Raw genomic sequence first — 17,491 nt, 5'->3', positions numbered from 1 at the left:
TTTATTCTCGTGTCAAGAAACCGAGCTGCAACCGCAGCGCACCTTCAAAACTGCACAGCGATCTCCAAGGTTTGGAACCAAGCCCTCGACCTATTAGTACCGGTCAGCTCCACGCGTTGCCGCGCTTCCACATCCGGCCTATCAACCTCGTGTTCTGCGAGGGGTCTTACCCGGTTTCCCGGTGGGAGAACTGATCTTGGGGTCGGCTTCCCGCTTAGATGCTTTCAGCGGTTATCCGATCCGGACGTGGCCAACCAGCCGTGCCCCTGGCGGGACAACTGGCACACCAGAGGTCCGTTCACCCCGGTCCTCTCGTACTGGGGGCAACTCCCCTCAATTCTCCTGCGCCTGCAGCGGATAGGGACCGAACTGTCTCACGACGTTCTAAACCCAGCTCGCGTACCGCTTTAATGGGCGAACAGCCCAACCCTTGGGACCTACTCCAGCCCCAGGATGCGATGAGCCGACATCGAGGTGCCAAACCTCCCCGTCGATGTGGACTCTTGGGGGAGATAAGCCTGTTATCCCCGGAGTACCTTTTATCCGTTGAGCGACGGCTCTCCCACTTGATGCCGCCGGATCACTAGGCCCTGCTTTCGCACCTGCTCGACTTGTGGGTCTCGCAGTCAAGCTCCCTTCTGCCCTTACACTCTACAGCTGATTGCCGACCAGCTTGAGGGAACCTTTGGGCGCCTCCGTTACCTTTTAGGAGGCGACCGCCCCAGTCAAACTGCCCACCTGACACTGTCCCGCAACCGGATAACGGCTGCCGGTTAGAGCCCCAGCACACCAAGAGTGGTATCCCAAGGACGGCTCCACGGGAACTGGCGTCCCCGCTTCACAGCCTCCCACCTATCCTGCACATGATGAACCAGAACCCAATATCAGGCTGCAGTAAAGGTTCACGGGGTCTTTCCGTCCTGCTGCAGGTAGCCCGCATCTTCACGGGCAGTGCAATTTCGCCGAGTCCCTCGTTGAGACAGCGCCCAAGTCGTTACGCCATTCGTGCAGGTCGGAACTTACCCGACAAGGAATTTCGCTACCTTAGGACCGTTATAGTTCACCTTTTCCCCGCGTCGCCACGAGGGGTGGACCATATCTTCACCCTGGTTTCATTCCAGGGGCCCGGCGTATGGCCTCTGAGGATTCCCGGAATCGAATCTGGCGAGGATCTCCTCCTCCCGGTATCTCCGCTTGCCGCCGTCGTTCATATCCTTTCGGACCTTCAGGATTTCCCGAACGCCCTCCTCGGTCAGATGACGACCCTCGGCGACGATGCGGGCTATCTTCTTGAACTTGCTGAAATCCCGCTTCTTCTTCGCCGATCTGAAGCGGTAGGTCTCGAAGAAAGGGATCACGTGCTCCAGTATGGCATTAAGGTTATTGACCTCGTAATACCATACCCCGTCTGATCGCCGTCTCATGGTGCCGCACTGGAGATATCTCTTGTACTGCGTGAGTATCACCTTGTCCCTCTGTGAGATGTTGAAGCAAAGAGATATTTTCCATGGCTGGCGGTAATCCCTGCGCGGCCTGAAGCTGACGTTGAAGCTCCCTTCGCCGTCAGCGAAGCCTGCCAGGTACCAGCCTACCTCGGGCGGCACCTTCTTGGGATCATAGCCCAACGTTCACCTTCCTTTCCTGAGACCCTCGCCTTCCGGGCCTTTCCTGCTGATCGTCCGCACTCCTGGGATTGTCACTGCCTCCGGGGGTTGGAGGCTAGTACCCGGAGATACTCGGAGTTTCCAGCATATAGCCGGGTTTGTCCCATCCGGTTACCCGGATGGGGCCGCAACTCTCTTACGGCCGCCGTTCACCGGGGCTTAGGTTCGGAGCTTCGCGCGCCGGCCGAAGCCGGCCGCTGACCCTTCCCCTTAACCTTCCGGCACCGGGCAGGCGTCAGCCCCTATACGTCGTCTTACGACTTAGCAGAGACCTGTGTTTTTAGTAAACAGTCGCTTGGGCCTGGTCACTGCGGCCCCCTCGCGCTCAGGGAGCGAGTCCCGTCACGCTAGCGGGGCGCCCCTTCTCCCGAAGTTACGGGGCCAATTTGCCGAGTTCCTTAACGAGGGTTCACTCGATCGCCTTAGTATTCTCTACTCGCCCACCTGTGTCGGTTTGGGGTACGGGCACCAGACGGCTCGCTAGGGGCTTTTCTCGGCGGCATGGATTCAGCGACTTCCCCTATAAGCGGGTCGGCATCACGCCTCAGGCTTTTATGCCGCCAAGCATTTGACTCGGCGGCACCCTACACGCTTGCCCGCGGTCGACCATCGCCGCGGTTCGCCTATCCTTCCGCGTCCCCCCATCGCTCAGGCGCCGGCTGGTGGTACCGGAATATAAACCGGTTGTCCATCGACTACGCCTCTCGGCCTCGCCTTAGGTCCCGACTAACCCTGGGCGGATTAACCTTCCCCAGGAACCCTTGGGCTTTCGGCGGACGGGTTTCTCACCCGTCTCTCGCTACTCATGCCGGCATTCTCTCTTCCCTGCGGTCCATCGATTAATCCCATGCGGGAAGCCCTTACGGGTCGACTTCGCTCCCCAGGGAATGCTCCCCTACCCACCGCGTCCCGAAGGGCGCGATGCCGCAGCTTCGGTACCGGGCTTGAGCCCCGCTACATTTTCGGCGCGAAACCACTTGACCAGTGAGCTATTACGCACTCTTTAAATGATGGCTGCTTCTAAGCCAACATCCTGGCTGTCTGGGCGGTCTCACATCCTTTCCCACTTAGCCCGAATTTGGGGACCTTAGCTGGCGGTCTGGGCTGTTTCCCTCTCGACCATGGAGCTTATCCCCCACGGTCTGACTCCCGGGCTCTGGAGCCATGGCATTCGGAGTTTGACTGGGTTTGGTAACCGGTGAAGGCCCCTAGTCCAATCAGTGCTCTACCACCATGGCTGAACACCCGAGGCTAGCCCAAAAGCTATTTCGGGGAGAACCAGCTATCTCCGAGTTTGATTGGCCTTTCACCCCTACCCACAGGTCATCCCCTCCGTTTTCAACCGAAGTGGGTTCGGTCCTCCACGAGGTCTTACCCTCGCTTCAACCTGCCCATGGGTAGATCACTCGGCTTCGGGTTTACGGCACGCAACTGAACGCCCTGTTCAGACTCGCTTTCGCTACGGCTCCGGGTTAACCCTTAACCTCGCTGCGTACCGGTAACTCGCCGGCTCATTCTACAAAAAGCACGCCATCACGGCACGAGGCCGCTCTGACGGTTTGTAGGCATACGGTTTCAGGTTCTATTTCACTCCCCTCCCGGGGTGCTTTTCACCTTTCCCTCACGGTACTAGTCCACTATCGGTCGCCAGGGAGTATTTAGCCTTGCGGGGTGGTGCCCGCTGATTCCGACGGGATTTCCCCGGTCCCGCCGTACTCAGGAACACCGCCGGGAGGTCCGCCCCTTTCGCCTACGGGGCTGTCACCCTCTGTGGCGGGACTTTCCAGAACCCTTCGACTAGAGACGGACTTTGTGACTCCCCGGTGCCTCCGCAGCGGCACCTGGCGGGTCCTACAACCCCCGACGGACAACGCCTGCGGGCTTATGCATCCGCCGGGTTTGGGCTCTTCCCTTTTCGCTCGCCGCTACTCGGGGAATCGCGGTTGCTTTCTTTTCCTCGGGGTACTTAGATGTTTCAGTTCCCCCGCTTGCCTCCGCACGCCCTATGTGTTCAGGCGTGGGTACCGGCGCATTACCACCGGTGGGTTCCCCCATTCGGAGATCTCCGGATCAAAGCCTGTTCGGCGGCTCCCCGAAGCTTATCGCAGCCTACCACGTCCTTCCTCGGCTCCTGGCGCCTAGGCATCCACCGTATGCCCTTAGTAGCTTGGTTAAAACAACCTCTTCGATCACTGTGCAGTTTTCAAGGTACGACCTGCAGTTGCTTGGGCGCACCGGAACGGCGCGCCCAAAGTCGAATCCTATAATAATTATACGCCTGCGGTCAATAGGTTTTCCAGGATTGTCCCGTCAGCCTCCGCTGTACCGCCTCGCTCACTTGCTCTGGTTGACCTTCAAGAAGCCGCCCGCGATGGGCACCAGGGATATGATGATCATGATGATCCATATCGCCCAGTTCATCTTGACGTAATCCCAGTCACCGGGACGGATGACGAAGGCCAGCAGCGTGAAGAAGGTCCCCGCTATCGCCCAGATCAGATAAATGGGGCCCAGGGGAAGCTCCAGGCTCACGAAGTTGGCCATCTCGTTGACCACGAAGAAGCCGGCGAACAGGAAGAGCAACAGGTAGATGATCATGGGCCAGTTCTGGTAGCCACCCCTGCCGGAAGCCCCGATGCCGAACCCGAAGATCTCCACCTTGTACCAGTGGAGAAAGCTGAAGATGAGGGCCAGCAGGGCTCCCCCCGCCACAACGATGTCCGGTATGGGCAGCTTCGAGGTATCCAGCTGCACGCTGGGACGTCCCATGGGCGCCTGCGGCGGCTGTCCCGGCGGCGGCGGTGGGGGCTGCATTCCTCCCGGTGGAGGTCCTGGCGGTTGCTGTACCATCTCGCGCTCCTTTCTCCTCTTAAATATTTGCCTTACCCATCCTTGACCGACTCTGCCTGTCGATGCTCGTCTCCGAAAGCGCCAACTCGCCATGCGGGCCGTTAAGCCTCCGCAACGGAGCCTATTATATCATTCCCCGCGGCAGCCCCCTCGTATCCGGAAACGCTACCCGCTGCGCGATCTGGCGGATGTAAGGGATCCGCACTTTTCCCATGAAAAATTCGGCGCCCGGTACGATATTCCTTCAAAACTAAACAGCGCCAGGGGAGAGAGGGATACGGTTTTGTTTTCGTGCCTCGGGGCACACCCGTACAGGCACTCCCTAGAAAGGAGGTGATCCAGCCGCACCTTCCGGTACGGCTACCTTGTTACGACTTCACCCCAATCGCCGACCCCACCTTCGACGGCTGCCTCCCTTGCGGGTTAGCCCACCGGCTTCGGGTGTTGCCGACTTTCGTGGTGTGACGGGCGGTGTGTACAAGGCCCGGGAACGTATTCACCGCGGCATTGCTGATCCGCGATTACTAGCGACTCCGACTTCATGGAGGCGAGTTGCAGCCTCCAATCCGAACTTAGACCGGCTTTTTGGGATTCGCTCCGCCTCGCGGCATCGCAGCCCTCTGTACCGGCCATTGTAGCACGTGTGCAGCCCAGGACATAAGGGGCATGATGACTTGACGTCATCCCCACCTTCCTCCGGTTTGACACCGGCAGTCTCGCATGAGTTCCCGGCATTACCCGCTGGCAACATGCGATAAGGGTTGCGCTCGTTGCGGGACTTAACCCAACATCTCACGACACGAGCTGACGACAGCCATGCACCACCTGTGCACCCGTCCCGCAGGAGGGCCGTGTTTCCACGGCTTTCGGGTGCATGTCAAGCCCTGGTAAGGTTCTTCGCGTTGCGTCGAATTAAGCCACATGCTCCGCCGCTTGTGCGGGCCCCCGTCAATTCCTTTGAGTTTTAACCTTGCGGCCGTACTCCCCAGGCGGGGCACTTAATGCGTTAGCTTCGGCACGGAGGGAGTTGGTAACCCCCCACACCTAGTGCCCATCGTTTACGGCTGGGACTACCAGGGTATCTAATCCTGTTCGCTCCCCCAGCTTTCGCTCCTCAGCGTCAGTCGTGGCCCAGGAGGCCGCCTTCGCCACCGGTGTTCCTCCCGATATCTGCGCATTTCACCGCTACACCGGGAATTCCACCTCCCTCTACCAGACTCTAGCCCGCCAGTATCGAGTGCAATTCCTCGGTTGAGCCGAGGGCTTTCACACCCGACTTAACAGGCCGCCTACGAGCTCTTTACGCCCAGTAATTCCGGACAACGCTAGCCCCCTACGTCTTACCGCGGCTGCTGGCACGTAGTTAGCCGGGGCTTCCTACCGAGGTACCGTCACGGACAAGTCCGCTTCGTCCCTCCTGACAGGACTTTACAACCCGAAGGCCTTCATCGTCCACGCGGCGTCGCTGCGTCAGGCTTTCGCCCATTGCGCAATATTCCTCACTGCTGCCTCCCGTAGGAGTCTGGGCCGTATCTCAGTCCCAGTGTGGCCGGACACCCTCTCAGGCCGGCTACCCATCGTCGCCTTGGTGGGCCGTTACCCCACCAACAAGCTAATGGGCCGCGGGCCCATCCCGAAGCGGAAGCCGAAGCGACCTTTCTTCCCCCCGCCATGCGGTGGGAGGAAGGTATCCGGTATTAGCCCCGGTTTCCCGGGGTTATCCCAGTCTTCGGGGTAGGTTACCCACGTGTTACTCACCCGTTCGCCGCTAACCCTTCTCCTCTCCGAGGAGTGGAAAAGGGTCCGCTCGACTTGCATGTGTTAGGCACGCCGCCAGCGTTCGTCCTGAGCCAGGATCAAACTCTCCGACCAAAATGCAGTCCTTGCGGACTTACATGCGTCGAAGTCCGTATCCGGGCTCCTTACCGGCCGCGATCCGTCCGAGGACGGACCGGATCGGAATTTCCTGGAGCTCTCTCTCCACCTGTAACGCTGTTTAGTTTTCAAGGAACCCGTACCTTGCGCCGAACGCAACAAGGCTACAAGGTAGCATGTACGTGCTTGACTGTCAATGAAGCGGCACTAAAAATACCGCTTTCGAAGCGGTATCCGGCTCCTGCTACCCCGATCTTTTCATAAGCGTCCGGATAACCGCCTCCTTCTTTCAATCGGGTTATAACCCGGCGGACTGTACCGCATTTTCATGTTATCACCGCGGCGGGGACGTGTCAAACCGCCCGGCGCGCCCGTCCAGCCGTCTTTTTCACGGACCGCCGTCCCTCTTGCCCGCCCTCAACCTGCGGAAATGGCGCTTTCCCTTCTGGAGGACGAGGCCCTCGACGTCCTCGGCCGCCACCGCGAAATCCTGGTCGCGGACGACGCTCCCCCCCACCTTTATGCCGCCCTGCGCGATGAGGCGCTTTCCCTCGCTGGTGGAGGAAGCCAGGCCCGCGAGGACGAGCAGCCGCGGCAGCCAGATGCTCCCTTCCTCCATTTCCCCCGCGGCGATCTCCACCTCCGGGACCTCCTCGGGCAGCTCCCTCTCCACGAAGACGCGGTCGAAGGCGGCCTCCGCCGCCTCGGCCGCCTCCTCCCCCCAGTAGAGGCGCACCACCTCGCGGGCCAGCCGCCTCTTCGCCCGGGCAGGATGTAGCCTCCCCTGCGCCAGGTCGCGCTCGATGGCGTCCACCTCCGCCGGCTCCAGGTCGGTGGTGAGGCGGAAGTAGTCGGGCATGAGGATATCGTCCAGCGACATGAGCTTGCCGAACATCTCCTCGGGCGGGTCGGTGAGCCCCACGTGGTTGCCCAGGCTCTTGGACATCTTCTTCTCGCCGTCCAGCCCCACCAGGATGGGCAGGGTGAGCACGCTCTGGGGCTCCTGCCCCAGGGCCCTCTGCAGCTCCCTTCCCGCCAGCAGGTTGAAGATCTGGTCCGTGCCGCCTATCTCCACGTCCGCTTCCAGGGCCACGGAGTCGTAGGCCTGCATCACCGGGTAGAGGAATTCGTGTAGCCCTATGGAGAGGTTCTCGGCGTAACGCCGGGCGAAGTCGTCCCTTTCCAGGAGGCGGGCCACGGTGAAGTGCGAGGTCAGGCGGAGCAGCTCCTCGAAGGTCAGGGGGGCCAGCCAGCGGCTGTTGTACTCGAGGACGGTGCGCCCGCGGTCCAGGATACGGAAGGCCTGCTCCGCGTAGGTCTCCGCGTTGTCCCTCACCTCCTCCGCGGAGAGCTGGGGCCGGGTGACGTCTCGGGCGGAGGGGTCCCCCACGCGCGCGGTGAAGTCCCCGATGAGGAGGATGGCGGTGTGCCCCAGGTCCTGGAACTGGCGCAGCTTGCGCAGCGGCACGGCGTGCCCCAGGTGGAGGTCCGGGCGCGTGGGGTCCACCCCGAACTTGATGCGCAGCGGGCGGTTCTCGGCGATGGACCGCTCCACCTTGGCGCGCAGGTCCCCCTCGGGGAGGCAGTCCACCGCCCCCGAGAGGATGACCTCCATCTGGTAATCCAGGTCCTTCACCAGCGACATTGATTGCTCCCCCTCCATACAGGACATAGGATAGCAGCACATACCTTGCCTTGGGTAGGGGCCGGCGGGATTGCGCGGGGTTATAACACGCGCGCGAGGTAAAACCATCCCCGTCGCACTGCGAACGGCGATTCACGGTCCTCGTCGCATCGCCGGCGGCGGTTAAGAAGGCCGGGCCCGCGCCCGGGCGCGCAAGTCCGGCCTCCACATGCAAGATCCCTCTATGCTTAGGCTCCCAACGGGTTGCCCCTGGCTCTTAACCCTTATACCTCGGACTCCGCGTAGCCGCTATGGCCTGCGGGAGGCGAGGCGCTGTTACATCCGGCACCTCACCCCCCTGCCCCCGACCTCATGCGCAGGTCATATGTTTCATCGCTCCCCGGCACCTTCATCGCTCACCGGCGCCGTCGAAGTCGGGCACGTCACCGTTAAATAAGCCCCTGCGCCTCCGATAGAGCCTTTATTGTTTCCCAGCGCCGTCGGAGTCCGGCATACTCGCACCCGTGGAGACATCCTTCCTCCTGCTCCTGAACTCGGACAGGGTGGCTCGCATCTCCTTCCCGAGGATCGCCAGAAGCAGCAGGGCGGAGCCCATGATGATGGTGATAAAGACGAGCTTGTTTCGTATGAAGTTATAGACGTAGCCCAGGTAAGGGATATGGAAGACGACCTTGTGTACGGTGTTACCGCTTATGGAAAACTCGTCGGGATCCGGTTCCTCATTGGCGTCTCCCTTGGTACGGAACATCAACGTGCCGCCCTCATCGGCGACACTTATCACCCGGTGGGTCACCTTCACGCCTTCAAGGCTGTTGAAGGCTATTATATCCCCGACTTTTATGCTCTCCACGGGGACCGATTTGCATACGGTGATCCCCCCCACCTTCAAGGCCGGCTCCATGGACCCGGAAAGCACCGTGTAGGCCTGCATCCCGAACAACGGGGCGATCATCAGGAAGCTCGTAAGGAGGAGGATGCCGAACAGGGTAATGGTGGCCATCCATCCCAGGACCTTGGCCAGCTTCCGGGCGCGTTTGTTGTGCACGATCCCGAGTAAGCCTGCCGCCGACCCGCCCGTTTGATCGATTGTCATGTTCGTCATGTCGTTCTCCCATCCACCTCATCGGGCTCGCCAGGCATGCGGGCGAGCAATCTTGCGCGCTTCCCCAGGAGGGTCATCCCATTGACGGCAAGAAACACGGGTTTTTCCCGGACCATTAATCCCTTCCGCCCGTCACCAGCTTCCAATCTCCTACAACCCTCCTTGGGCTGGAAACACCATGAATGATCGAGCCCCCAGCCCGAACAAATTGCGTCCGGGCTGGGGACAAGACAATGTGCTTGCGACCCTCTCAGTCCTTGAACTGCTGCAGCGAGAAGGTCAGGGACAGCTCGACGGAGTCCGTCATCGCCTGGCTGTCCGTGGCGGAGGGAGCCCACCACCAGCAATCGACGATAAGATCGTAATCATGACCGGCAAGCATCTCGTCGATATCAATGCATGCAGGCATGTCCTTCAACAATCCCTTGTAGAGTATCTTGTCGTTGGATGAATCGTCGATCCACAGCATTATCCCGAGATGCTCTCCCAGTTCACCAACGCTGGGGGTTATATCTCCCGCCTCTGACTCCGGCTCTACCAGATCGTTCTCGTATTCGTCGACCTTGATTTTCAGGTCGAGATAGCCATTTACGCACCCAATGTTAGTAAGCGTGTACTTGACAGGATGGCAGCAGGTGCAGTCGCCGGGCTTCACGCAATTGTATTCGTGCACGACTACACTATCCCCGCCGTTCACCTTCAGGTCCAGCTTGCCGGCCTTGATCTTGGTCAAGGCTCCTTCGGTGTCCTGGAACTGCGCGTGCACTCCCAGTCCCACCATGGCGGTCACCAGGGCGATGGCCACCCCGAGCAACAGCACCTTCTTCATTTTTCCCTCCTTTTCAGGGCTCGCTACAATCCCCATGAGTCGAGCATCGATCGTCGTATCTACAACCTCTTCCGGCGCCGAGATCCATGTTGTGGGTGTCCTTCGCCATCACCTCCTTTCGTCGCGTATTCGGCGCCGCGATGCGAGGTAGCGTCCGGCCCCAACGATTTCCCGGCAAGGGACTCACCGGCTCTCCCTCTTGCTGAGCTCCCCTTCGCCCTAACATGTGATCCCCTACTCGCTACATGGCAGGCTGGTCCCACTCCCGCCGCTTTCATGCCTGCCATCGGACCCTATTAAGGAAAGCGGGTACACGAAAAGCCTAGCCGGGCTCACAACATACCTACAGCACCCATGCATTTGCCGCGTAACGCGTACCCGCTTTCCGTTTCCTCCTTCCGCTCAGATCACCTTCACGTAGCCCACGTTATAGATAACCTGGCCCTGGTAGTCGGTGATCTCCAGCTTGTAGATCCCCGGAGCCATCCCCGCCAGGTTGAACCTGCACCGCATCTGGGTCTCGCTAAGGATCTCGCATGAGACGCTCCAGGCCACGGAACCGGCCTGCGTCATCCTGGCCCGCAACCCCGCGTAGAAGGTCCCTCCCTCGATGAGGAGATCGACGGAGAGCGCCGCGCTCACCGTGGACGGCGTCACCCTGAACGCCCCGATGCCTCCCGGCGCCGGGCCTTTATCGCGTACCCCGTCGGCTCCTCCCTGCTCCCCGGGGCTTTCCGGGGCGGGCCCGCCCGGTGCCGCTCCGTCGCCGATCCCGCCGGGCGCCGCCGGCATGTCCGCGTTCCCCGCGCCCGGGGTCCCGGAACCGCTTTCGCCTCCCCCGCCCCCCGTCCCCGTGGGTGACGGGCTCTTCCCCGGTTCCTTTTGCGCGAGAACGGTGATGCAGGCGGGGAGGGTGGCTTCCAGCCCCTCCATGGTCTTCACGGTCAGGTTGAAGGTCCCCGTGCCCGCTCCCCTCAGGTCGAAGGTGCAGGCGTGGCGTCCGCCATCCAGACCCTTCACCTGGAGGCACTCGACCGCCACCCCCTCTTTCCACAGCGACAGCGCAAACCCCGTACCCAGGTTGGCGCCCTCCACGATCACCTCCGACACCGCATCCGCGGGGAGCACCGCGGGCTCCACGGAAAGCAGGGACGGAACGGGCGCATTCACGTCCCCCGCGCTTTCCGGGCGGTCGATCCTTATAACCGCCACCACCGTCTCCGTGTCGCTCCACAAGGCCATGGTGGGCGCCAGGCTTTCCGTGCTCAAAAGCGATGCCATGACGGAAAACCACAGAGCCATGGAAACATACACAAGCAACCGCCCTGTCGGGATCGGTTTTCCCCGCGCTGGGTCTCCGGGGGACACCCATCCGGGTTCTCCCAGGAGCGCATCTTCCGCTTCTCGCTTTTTTAGCAGGCTCCTTAAAGGCAACTTCATGGCAACCCCTTCCCTTGGCGGCCGACTTGTATTAAAATTAAATATGGGTGCACTAAAGGCCTAGCCGGGCTCACAGTGTGCCTAGGGGCAGTGGCAGCTGCCCCTTCATATTAAACTAGTTTAAATAATCGCTTTCCTTCCGAGACCATTAATACGCGCCTACTCACTCACCCCTTTGCCGTAATGCCTCCCTTTCCACGAAAAAACCGGCCAACCGCGTATCCGATCAGGCCGGTTTCACCACTAGCTCCTCCCGGTTCAGGTGACCAGACTTCAAACCGGGGATCATCGCTTCCCAAGTTCTTACGAACAGGATACGTAAACACGCGCTGCTTTCGTAAGATACCCATTAAGTGAGAGTTTAAACCTCTTATTGCACCCCTTTTCTTCCCCATAAATGTCCTAGCTTATAAATTCATACATTGTATACCATTTCATCCTGGGATTATCAAGCATAGCAAGCATATTTGCGCCGTGCCAGCGGCTAAAGAAACGCCTGAAAAAATGAAGGAGGCATGGGAATATCGAGGAAATATCTTGCAGGAATCTAATGGCCAAGATGATGCGTCCAAGAAAATATGGGTTATGTATTGTCGAAGGACGCCGTTCAAGACGAAACAGGCTTCTACACGGGATCAGCGTACGGTCGCCCGCACGGGATCAACAGCTTCCGCTGCGGGATCCGTGCAGGTTGCTATAATAGAGACGGTCGATACAGAGTCTGAAAGCGGGGTGCTACGAGCGCCATGCGGGTACTGCTGCGTATAGGCCTGATCTTCTTCCTCTGCCTGTGCCTCATTGTGGGGGGCTTCTTCCTGTGGTTCTATACCGGCATCGGCCTCCCCGCGCTGGAGAAGCTGGGGAGGCACCGCATGGACCAGACCTCGCAGATCATCGCCGCCGACGGCACCGTCATCGCCGAGCTGCACGGCGAGCAACACCGCGAGATGGTCTCGCTCGACGAGGTCTGCGCCGATCTCCAGCACGCGGTCATCGCCATCGAGGACGAGCGTTTCTACCAGCACGGCGGGGTGGACTGGAAAGCGATACTGCGCGCCTTCTGGACCAACGTGGTGCAGGGAAAGGTGGTGCAGGGCGCTTCCACCATCACGCAGCAGTACGTCAAGAACACGCTCACCGGCAAGGAGAGGACCTACTGGAGGAAGATCGAGGAGGCGAGCCTGGCCAACCAGCTGGAGCGCAGGTACTCCAAGGACAAGATCCTCGAGATGTACCTGAACGACGTCTATTTCGGACAGGGTTGCTACGGGGTGAAGACAGCCTCCCAGACCTTCTTCGGAAAGCAGCCGTCGGAACTCTCCCTGGAGGAGGCCGCGCTTCTGGCGGCGGTGATCAGGATCCCCAATTACTACTCCCCCTATCTCAACCCCGAGGCGGCCAGGAAGAGGCGCGACCTGGTGCTGGACAAGATGGAGGAACAGGGCTACATCACCAGGACACAGGCGGCGGAGGCCAAGGCAAAGCCGGTGGAGGTCAAGCCCCTCCCCGAGGAAGCCCCCAGCCAGGTGGCCCCCTACTTCGTGGAATACGTGAAGAAGTACCTCTACAACGTCTTCGCGGCGGACCAGGACCTGCGGGCCCGTTTCGGCGACCTCTCCCCGGACGACATCATATTCCGCGGGGGACTGCGGGTTTACACGACCATCGACCTCGACATGCAGCGGTACGCCGAGGAGGCCATCGCCAGCACCCTCAACAAGCCGGGGGACCCCAGCGCCGCCCTCTGCGCCGTCGATCCCCGCACGGGAGAGATCAAGGCCATGGTGGGGGGCAAGGACTTCACCAAGCTGCAGTACAACATCGCCGCACAGGGCGGCCGCCAGCCCGGTTCGGCCTTCAAGGTCTTCGTCCTCACCACGGCCATCAGCAACGGCATCTCGCCCTACAAGACCTACGATTCCTCCCCCACCACCCTGGAGTTCTCCGACGGGACCAAGTGGAAGGTGGAGAACTGCGAGGGCTCGAGCTACGGGTCCATCAACGTCTACACCGCGACCGTGCGCTCGGTGAACGTGGTCTTCGCGCGGCTCATCCGCGACGTGGGGCCCCAGAGGGTGGTGCAGATGGCCAAGGCCATGGGCATCACCTCGCAGATCGACCCCTACCCCTCCATCGCCCTGGGAGCCCTGACCAACGGGGTGAACCCCCTGGAGATGGCGAGCGCCTTCGGCACGCTGGCCTGCAACGGCGTGCATTACGAGCCCATCTGCGTGAGGAAGGTCACGGACGCCGACGGCAACGTTATCCTGGAAAACATTCCCAAGGGGAAGCGGGTGGTGCGCGAGGACGTGGCGGCCGTGGTGAACTCCATCCTCCAGGACGCCGTGCGGCACGGCACGGGCAGGTCGGCCCGCATCGACCGTCCTCAGGCGGGCAAGACGGGCACCACCGACAATTACGCCGATGCCTGGTTCTGCGGGTACACCCCCGACCTCTCGGCCGCGGTATGGGTGGGCTATCCCCAGGGGCTGGTGCCCATGCGCAACGTGCACGGCATAACCGTGTACGGCGGGACCTTCCCCGCCCAGATATGGAAGAAGTTCGCCGAGAAGGCCCTCAAGGACGTGCCGCCCAGCGATTTCCCCAAGGCCGAGTACGGGGCCGAGGAAGAGGAGGAGGAGACGGTCACCGTCACCATATGCACGGAGAGCGGCCTCCTCGCCACCCCCTACTGCCCCCACACGGAGAGGAAGGCCTTCCGCCGCGGCGAGGAGCCCACCGAGCGGTGCAACCTCCATGACCAGCAGAGGGAGGCGTCCGTTCCCGACGTTACGGGGATGGAGGAGGCCGCCGCCTCCTCCGCCCTCAAGGACGCGGGCTTCAGCGTGTCCGTGAACTACGTGAACTCCAGCCTCGTGCCCAAGGGCATGGTGGTCGGGCAATCTCCCCCGGGAGGCACGGTGATGTCTCGCGGGAGCACCGTCGTCATCACCGTCAGCAAGGGACCGTCCGCGGACGTGACGGTGCCCAACGTGGTGGGCATGAGCGAGGCGGCCGCGAAACAGAAGCTCTCCTCGGCCGGTTTCACGTACCAGGTATATTCCAGAGCGACGCCTGACCCGGCCCTGGTGGGGATGGTCATCAGCCAGTTCCCGGGGGGCGGCAGCACGGCCTCCCCCGGCGCGACGGTGATCATCGAGGTCGGCGCCAGCCCCTGACCGCCCCGACGCGTCGACGACCCGCGCTGAAAGCCCGTCACCGCCGCTCCCGTTGCGGTGGGATCCGGGCAGTGAGCCCGGCCACGTGCCACCCCGCTCAGGTGTTCTTGTCCTCCAGCAGCCTCCGGAAGGCGTCGGTGCGCCTCACCTTGTCCAGGCAGGCATCCCTTGCAGCGTCCGCCTTGAGGGAGGGGTCGAGCTCAAGCGCGCGCTTGAGGTAGCGCAGCGATGCGTCCCTGTCGCCCCGCAGGGCGAGAAGGCAGGCGAGGTTGTAATAGGGCCAGGAATACTGGGGGTCGACATCGATGGCCCGGCGGAAGAGCTCCTCGGCCTCCTCCAGCCTCCCCTGCTCCATGAGGGCGGCGCCCTTATTGCTCAGGGCGTACTTGTTGCCGGGGTTTATCGACAGGCACCTGTCGAGGTATTCCAGCTCCTTGTCAAGCTTGCCCATGCAACCGAGGGCATAGCCCTTTTCAAGGTATGCGTTGTCGTTCTCCGGGTCCAGCTTGATGACCTGGTCGAAATAGGCGGCAGCCTTCTCGTAATCCCCCCGGTCCAGGTGGATGGAGCCCAGGCTGGACAGCGCCTCCACGTTCTCCAGGTCCAGCATGAGGATCTCGCCGTAGACCTCCACCGCCTTCTCGTCGTCGAGCATCTCCTCGTAGATGCCCGCCAGCTCGAAGAGCACGTCGGTGAGCTTGTCCTTCTCCCCCTTGTAAAGGCTGATGGCCACCTCCAGGTCCTCTATGGCCTCCGCGTATTCCCCCTTCTCCGCCAGCAGGCGGGCCCGGTTATAGTAGGGATAGCCGAAGTTGGGGTCCAGCTCGATGGCGCGCTCGTAAGCCTGCATCGCCTTGTCGTCCTCGCCCAGCTCGTGGTAGGCGATGCCCAGCTCGTTCAGGAGATCGGGGTTGTCGGGGTCGCGCTTCAGAGCCTCCCGGTAATAGTGGGCCGCCCAGAAGAAATCGCCCCTCTCCATGGTCACCAGCGCCAGGCCGTCGTAAGCGCGGGGGTCCTCGGGGTCCAGCTCGTGGACCCTCTGGAAGCGCAGGGCCGCCTCGTCCAGTTCGCCCTTCTCGTACAGGGCGATGCCCAGGTGGTACTGACCCTCCACGTCGTCCGGATAGTAATCGAGGTAGCGGCGGAAACGCTCGATGGCCTCCTCGACCCTGTTCTCCGCCAGCAGCCTCTCTCCCTGCTCCAGCAGCCTGTATCCTTCGCTCACTTGCCTGCGCCTCCAGTCAAGACCCGCCCTCCCCGGGGCGCCCTTTCCTTCATTCTACATCCATGCATAATCGTTGGCGTCGATATTTTCAAGCAGTTTAGGCGCCGCCTCTACGGGATTCATCCGCGACCCTGCTTCTTGCGCGCGCGAGACACCCTCACCAGGCCGGAAACGGGGATGATGTGCACCCCCCTCTCCTCCAGGCGGTCGAGGATGAGGTTCATGCCCAGGGAATCCGAGACCACGTGTCCCGCGATGATGACGTTGAGCTTCTGCTTCTCGGCCTCCTCGCGGTGTTTCTCGGAGTAGTGCATGGCCACCACCGTGCCCACGCCCGCCGTGGCAAGCTTTTCCAGCACCTCCTGGGGCCCCTCCGTGCCGCCGGTCATGTCCACCATGATCTTCCCCGCGCGGTTTTCCCTCTTGCCCACGATCACCGTCGGGCCCGCCTGGAGGCGCGCCGCCGCCTGGTATTCCGGTATCTCGAGGAGCAGGTCCACGACATCCCCCACCGTGCGCGGCTTCTTGCGCGCAAAGTAATCGTTGAGGTAGGCGTACACCTGGTTGTCGGCAACGGTGTGCATGCTCATGAAGGGTATGCCCAGGAGGCGCGCCGCGTCGAGGGCGCGCTCGTGGTTGCGGGGGAGGAAGGCGCGGTATATCTCCTGCATCCTCTTTCCGATGAGGGCCTCGCCCACGTTTATGGGCACCCCGTGGCGATACCATTCGTCCGCCTGCAGGGCCATCACCTTGTCCAGGTTCACCAGTCCCTTGCCCTCGGGATGATGGCTGATGATGAGGTCCACCCGCTCCCCCTTCTCGCGCAGGCGGTCGGCGAGGAGCACCTCGGGGACCTCCATGTCGATGCCCACCAGGGCCGCCTTCACCTCCACGTCCTCGTCCCCCACCAGTATGCGGGAGTCGGCGAAGGGGTTTTCCAGGCTCTCGAGGTCGAAATATCGCTTCTCCTTCTCCGACAACTTCTCGTATTTCTCCCTGTTGGCGGCGAGGATGCGCTTTATCTCCTCCTTGCCGCGGGGATCCTTCTCCATGCCCATCTTCACGGCCAGCTTCTGAATCTCACCCAGTTTCAACGTCAACCTCCTTACGCGAATCCTCTTGCGGCCCTTGCCGCCCCAGCCGCTTCCCTGCCTGGTTTTTCCGGTCCACCCGTTTGCCTTCCCGCCATGAAATAGGCGGCCGCCCCCCGCAGCGGCTCCCGGGTCGCGGCGGGACGTCCCCGCCGCTCACCTCACGTGAACAGCGCCCCCTGGTCGAGCTCCTCCCCCTCATCCTCGCGGGCGAGCACGCGGCGGATGCGCGAGGCGATGTCATCCAGGTCCAAGCCGGTCTCCTCCCTTATGCTGCGGCGCAGGATGGGGCCCACCTTCTCCATCTCGTGCAGGATCCTCTCCAGCAGGTCGAGGGCCACCGAGGCCTCCGCCTCCTCCCGCGACATGACCAGGTCACGGAGTATGGTCCCCTCCGCGCGGGAAGCGATCACCGGCTCGCTGCGGCCTTCCACGTACACGTAGGTGCGTCTCGCCGGGCCGCGGTCCTCGCCTATGGGCTCCAGGCCCACGATCTTGTCCGAGCGGTAGTACTTTCCGTATCCCAAGGGAATGATCTCGTTCTTCCTGATCTCCATGTCGACCCCCTCTCCAGAAAGCCGGTCCGTCCTC

General features: G+C 61.7%; 9 protein-coding genes, 2 rRNA genes and 1 riboswitch. Of the genes, 1 reads left to right on the top strand and 10 read right to left on the bottom strand.

Going from position 1 to position 17,491, the window contains the following annotated elements; all coding sequences use genetic code 11:
- Nucleotides 1-73 precede the first annotated feature (73 nt).
- From H5T73_08865 to H5T73_08835, 7 genes are all read right to left on the bottom strand, one after another.
- Nucleotides 74-3,835: ribosomal RNA gene (locus H5T73_08865) — 23S ribosomal RNA — on the bottom strand.
- Between the two features lie 163 nt (nt 3,836-3,998).
- The gene (locus H5T73_08860; GenBank protein MBC7247875.1) at nt 3,999-4,433 is read right to left on the bottom strand and encodes a hypothetical protein; all 435 of its coding nucleotides are present in this window, start codon (nt 4,431-4,433) and stop codon (nt 3,999-4,001) included.
- A gap of 399 nt (nt 4,434-4,832) precedes the next feature.
- A 16S ribosomal RNA gene (locus H5T73_08855) occupies nt 4,833-6,384 on the bottom strand.
- The 16S and 23S rRNA genes sit together here, the layout of an rRNA operon.
- Nucleotides 6,385-6,777: 393 nt before the next feature.
- Nucleotides 6,778-8,025 (bottom strand): tyrosine--tRNA ligase, encoded by a 1,248-nt coding sequence (locus tag H5T73_08850; GenBank protein ID MBC7247874.1) that lies wholly within the window; start codon nt 8,023-8,025, stop codon nt 6,778-6,780.
- A 469-nt stretch (nt 8,026-8,494) separates the two neighbouring features.
- Nucleotides 8,495-9,079: a signal peptidase I gene (locus H5T73_08845; GenBank protein MBC7247873.1), complete on the bottom strand. Its 585-nt coding sequence runs from the start codon at nt 9,077-9,079 to the stop codon at nt 8,495-8,497.
- 307 nt (nt 9,080-9,386) lie between these two features.
- Nucleotides 9,387-9,965 (bottom strand): hypothetical protein, encoded by a 579-nt coding sequence (locus H5T73_08840; GenBank protein MBC7247872.1) that lies wholly within the window; start codon nt 9,963-9,965, stop codon nt 9,387-9,389.
- 402 nt (nt 9,966-10,367) lie between these two features.
- Nucleotides 10,368-11,234, bottom strand: a complete 867-nt coding sequence (locus tag H5T73_08835; GenBank protein ID MBC7247871.1) for a hypothetical protein — start codon at nt 11,232-11,234, stop codon at nt 10,368-10,370.
- A 393-nt stretch (nt 11,235-11,627) separates the two neighbouring features.
- Nucleotides 11,628-11,710: riboswitch (cyclic di-GMP riboswitch) on the bottom strand.
- 441 nt (nt 11,711-12,151) lie between these two features.
- On the opposite strand from H5T73_08835, the gene H5T73_08830 reads away from it, so the two are divergent.
- A complete protein-coding gene (locus H5T73_08830) occupies nt 12,152-14,584 on the top strand; it encodes a PBP1A family penicillin-binding protein (GenBank protein MBC7247870.1) in 2,433 nt (810 codons plus the stop codon).
- Between the two features lie 97 nt (nt 14,585-14,681).
- On the opposite strand, the gene H5T73_08825 is transcribed toward H5T73_08830, so the two are convergent.
- The 3 genes from H5T73_08825 to H5T73_08815 all read right to left on the bottom strand — a co-directional run bounded on the left by H5T73_08825 (nt 14,682) and on the right by H5T73_08815 (nt 17,457).
- The gene (locus tag H5T73_08825) at nt 14,682-15,809 is read right to left on the bottom strand and encodes a tetratricopeptide repeat protein (protein MBC7247869.1); all 1,128 of its coding nucleotides are present in this window, start codon (nt 15,807-15,809) and stop codon (nt 14,682-14,684) included.
- Nucleotides 15,810-15,928: 119 nt separating this feature from the next.
- A complete protein-coding gene (locus tag H5T73_08820) occupies nt 15,929-16,903 on the bottom strand; it encodes an NGG1p interacting factor NIF3 (protein MBC7247868.1) in 975 nt (324 codons plus the stop codon).
- A 158-nt stretch (nt 16,904-17,061) separates the two neighbouring features.
- Complete coding sequence (locus tag H5T73_08815; GenBank protein ID MBC7247867.1) at nt 17,062-17,457, bottom strand: hypothetical protein; 396 nt, start codon at nt 17,455-17,457, stop codon at nt 17,062-17,064.
- Between the last annotated feature and the right edge of the window lie 34 nt (nt 17,458-17,491).

The organism is Actinomycetota bacterium (assembly GCA_014360655.1).
Taxonomy (GTDB): domain Bacteria; phylum Actinomycetota; class Geothermincolia; order Geothermincolales; family RBG-13-55-18; genus JACIXC01.
Note: the sequence above shows the minus strand (reverse complement) of the source record. Positions and strands in the feature narration are given on the sequence as shown.

What these genes read in the sequence shown, in the direction of transcription:
- H5T73_08860 (MBC7247875.1), bottom strand. Translation starts at nt 4,433, where the DNA reads ATGGGACGTCCCAGCGTGCAGCTGGATACCTCGAAGCTGCCCATACCG.
- H5T73_08830 (MBC7247870.1), top strand. Translation starts at nt 12,152, where the DNA reads ATGCGGGTACTGCTGCGTATAGGCCTGATCTTCTTCCTCTGCCTGTGC.
- H5T73_08815 (MBC7247867.1), bottom strand. Translation starts at nt 17,457, where the DNA reads ATGGAGATCAGGAAGAACGAGATCATTCCCTTGGGATACGGAAAGTAC.
- H5T73_08840 (MBC7247872.1), bottom strand. Translation starts at nt 9,965, where the DNA reads ATGAAGAAGGTGCTGTTGCTCGGGGTGGCCATCGCCCTGGTGACCGCC.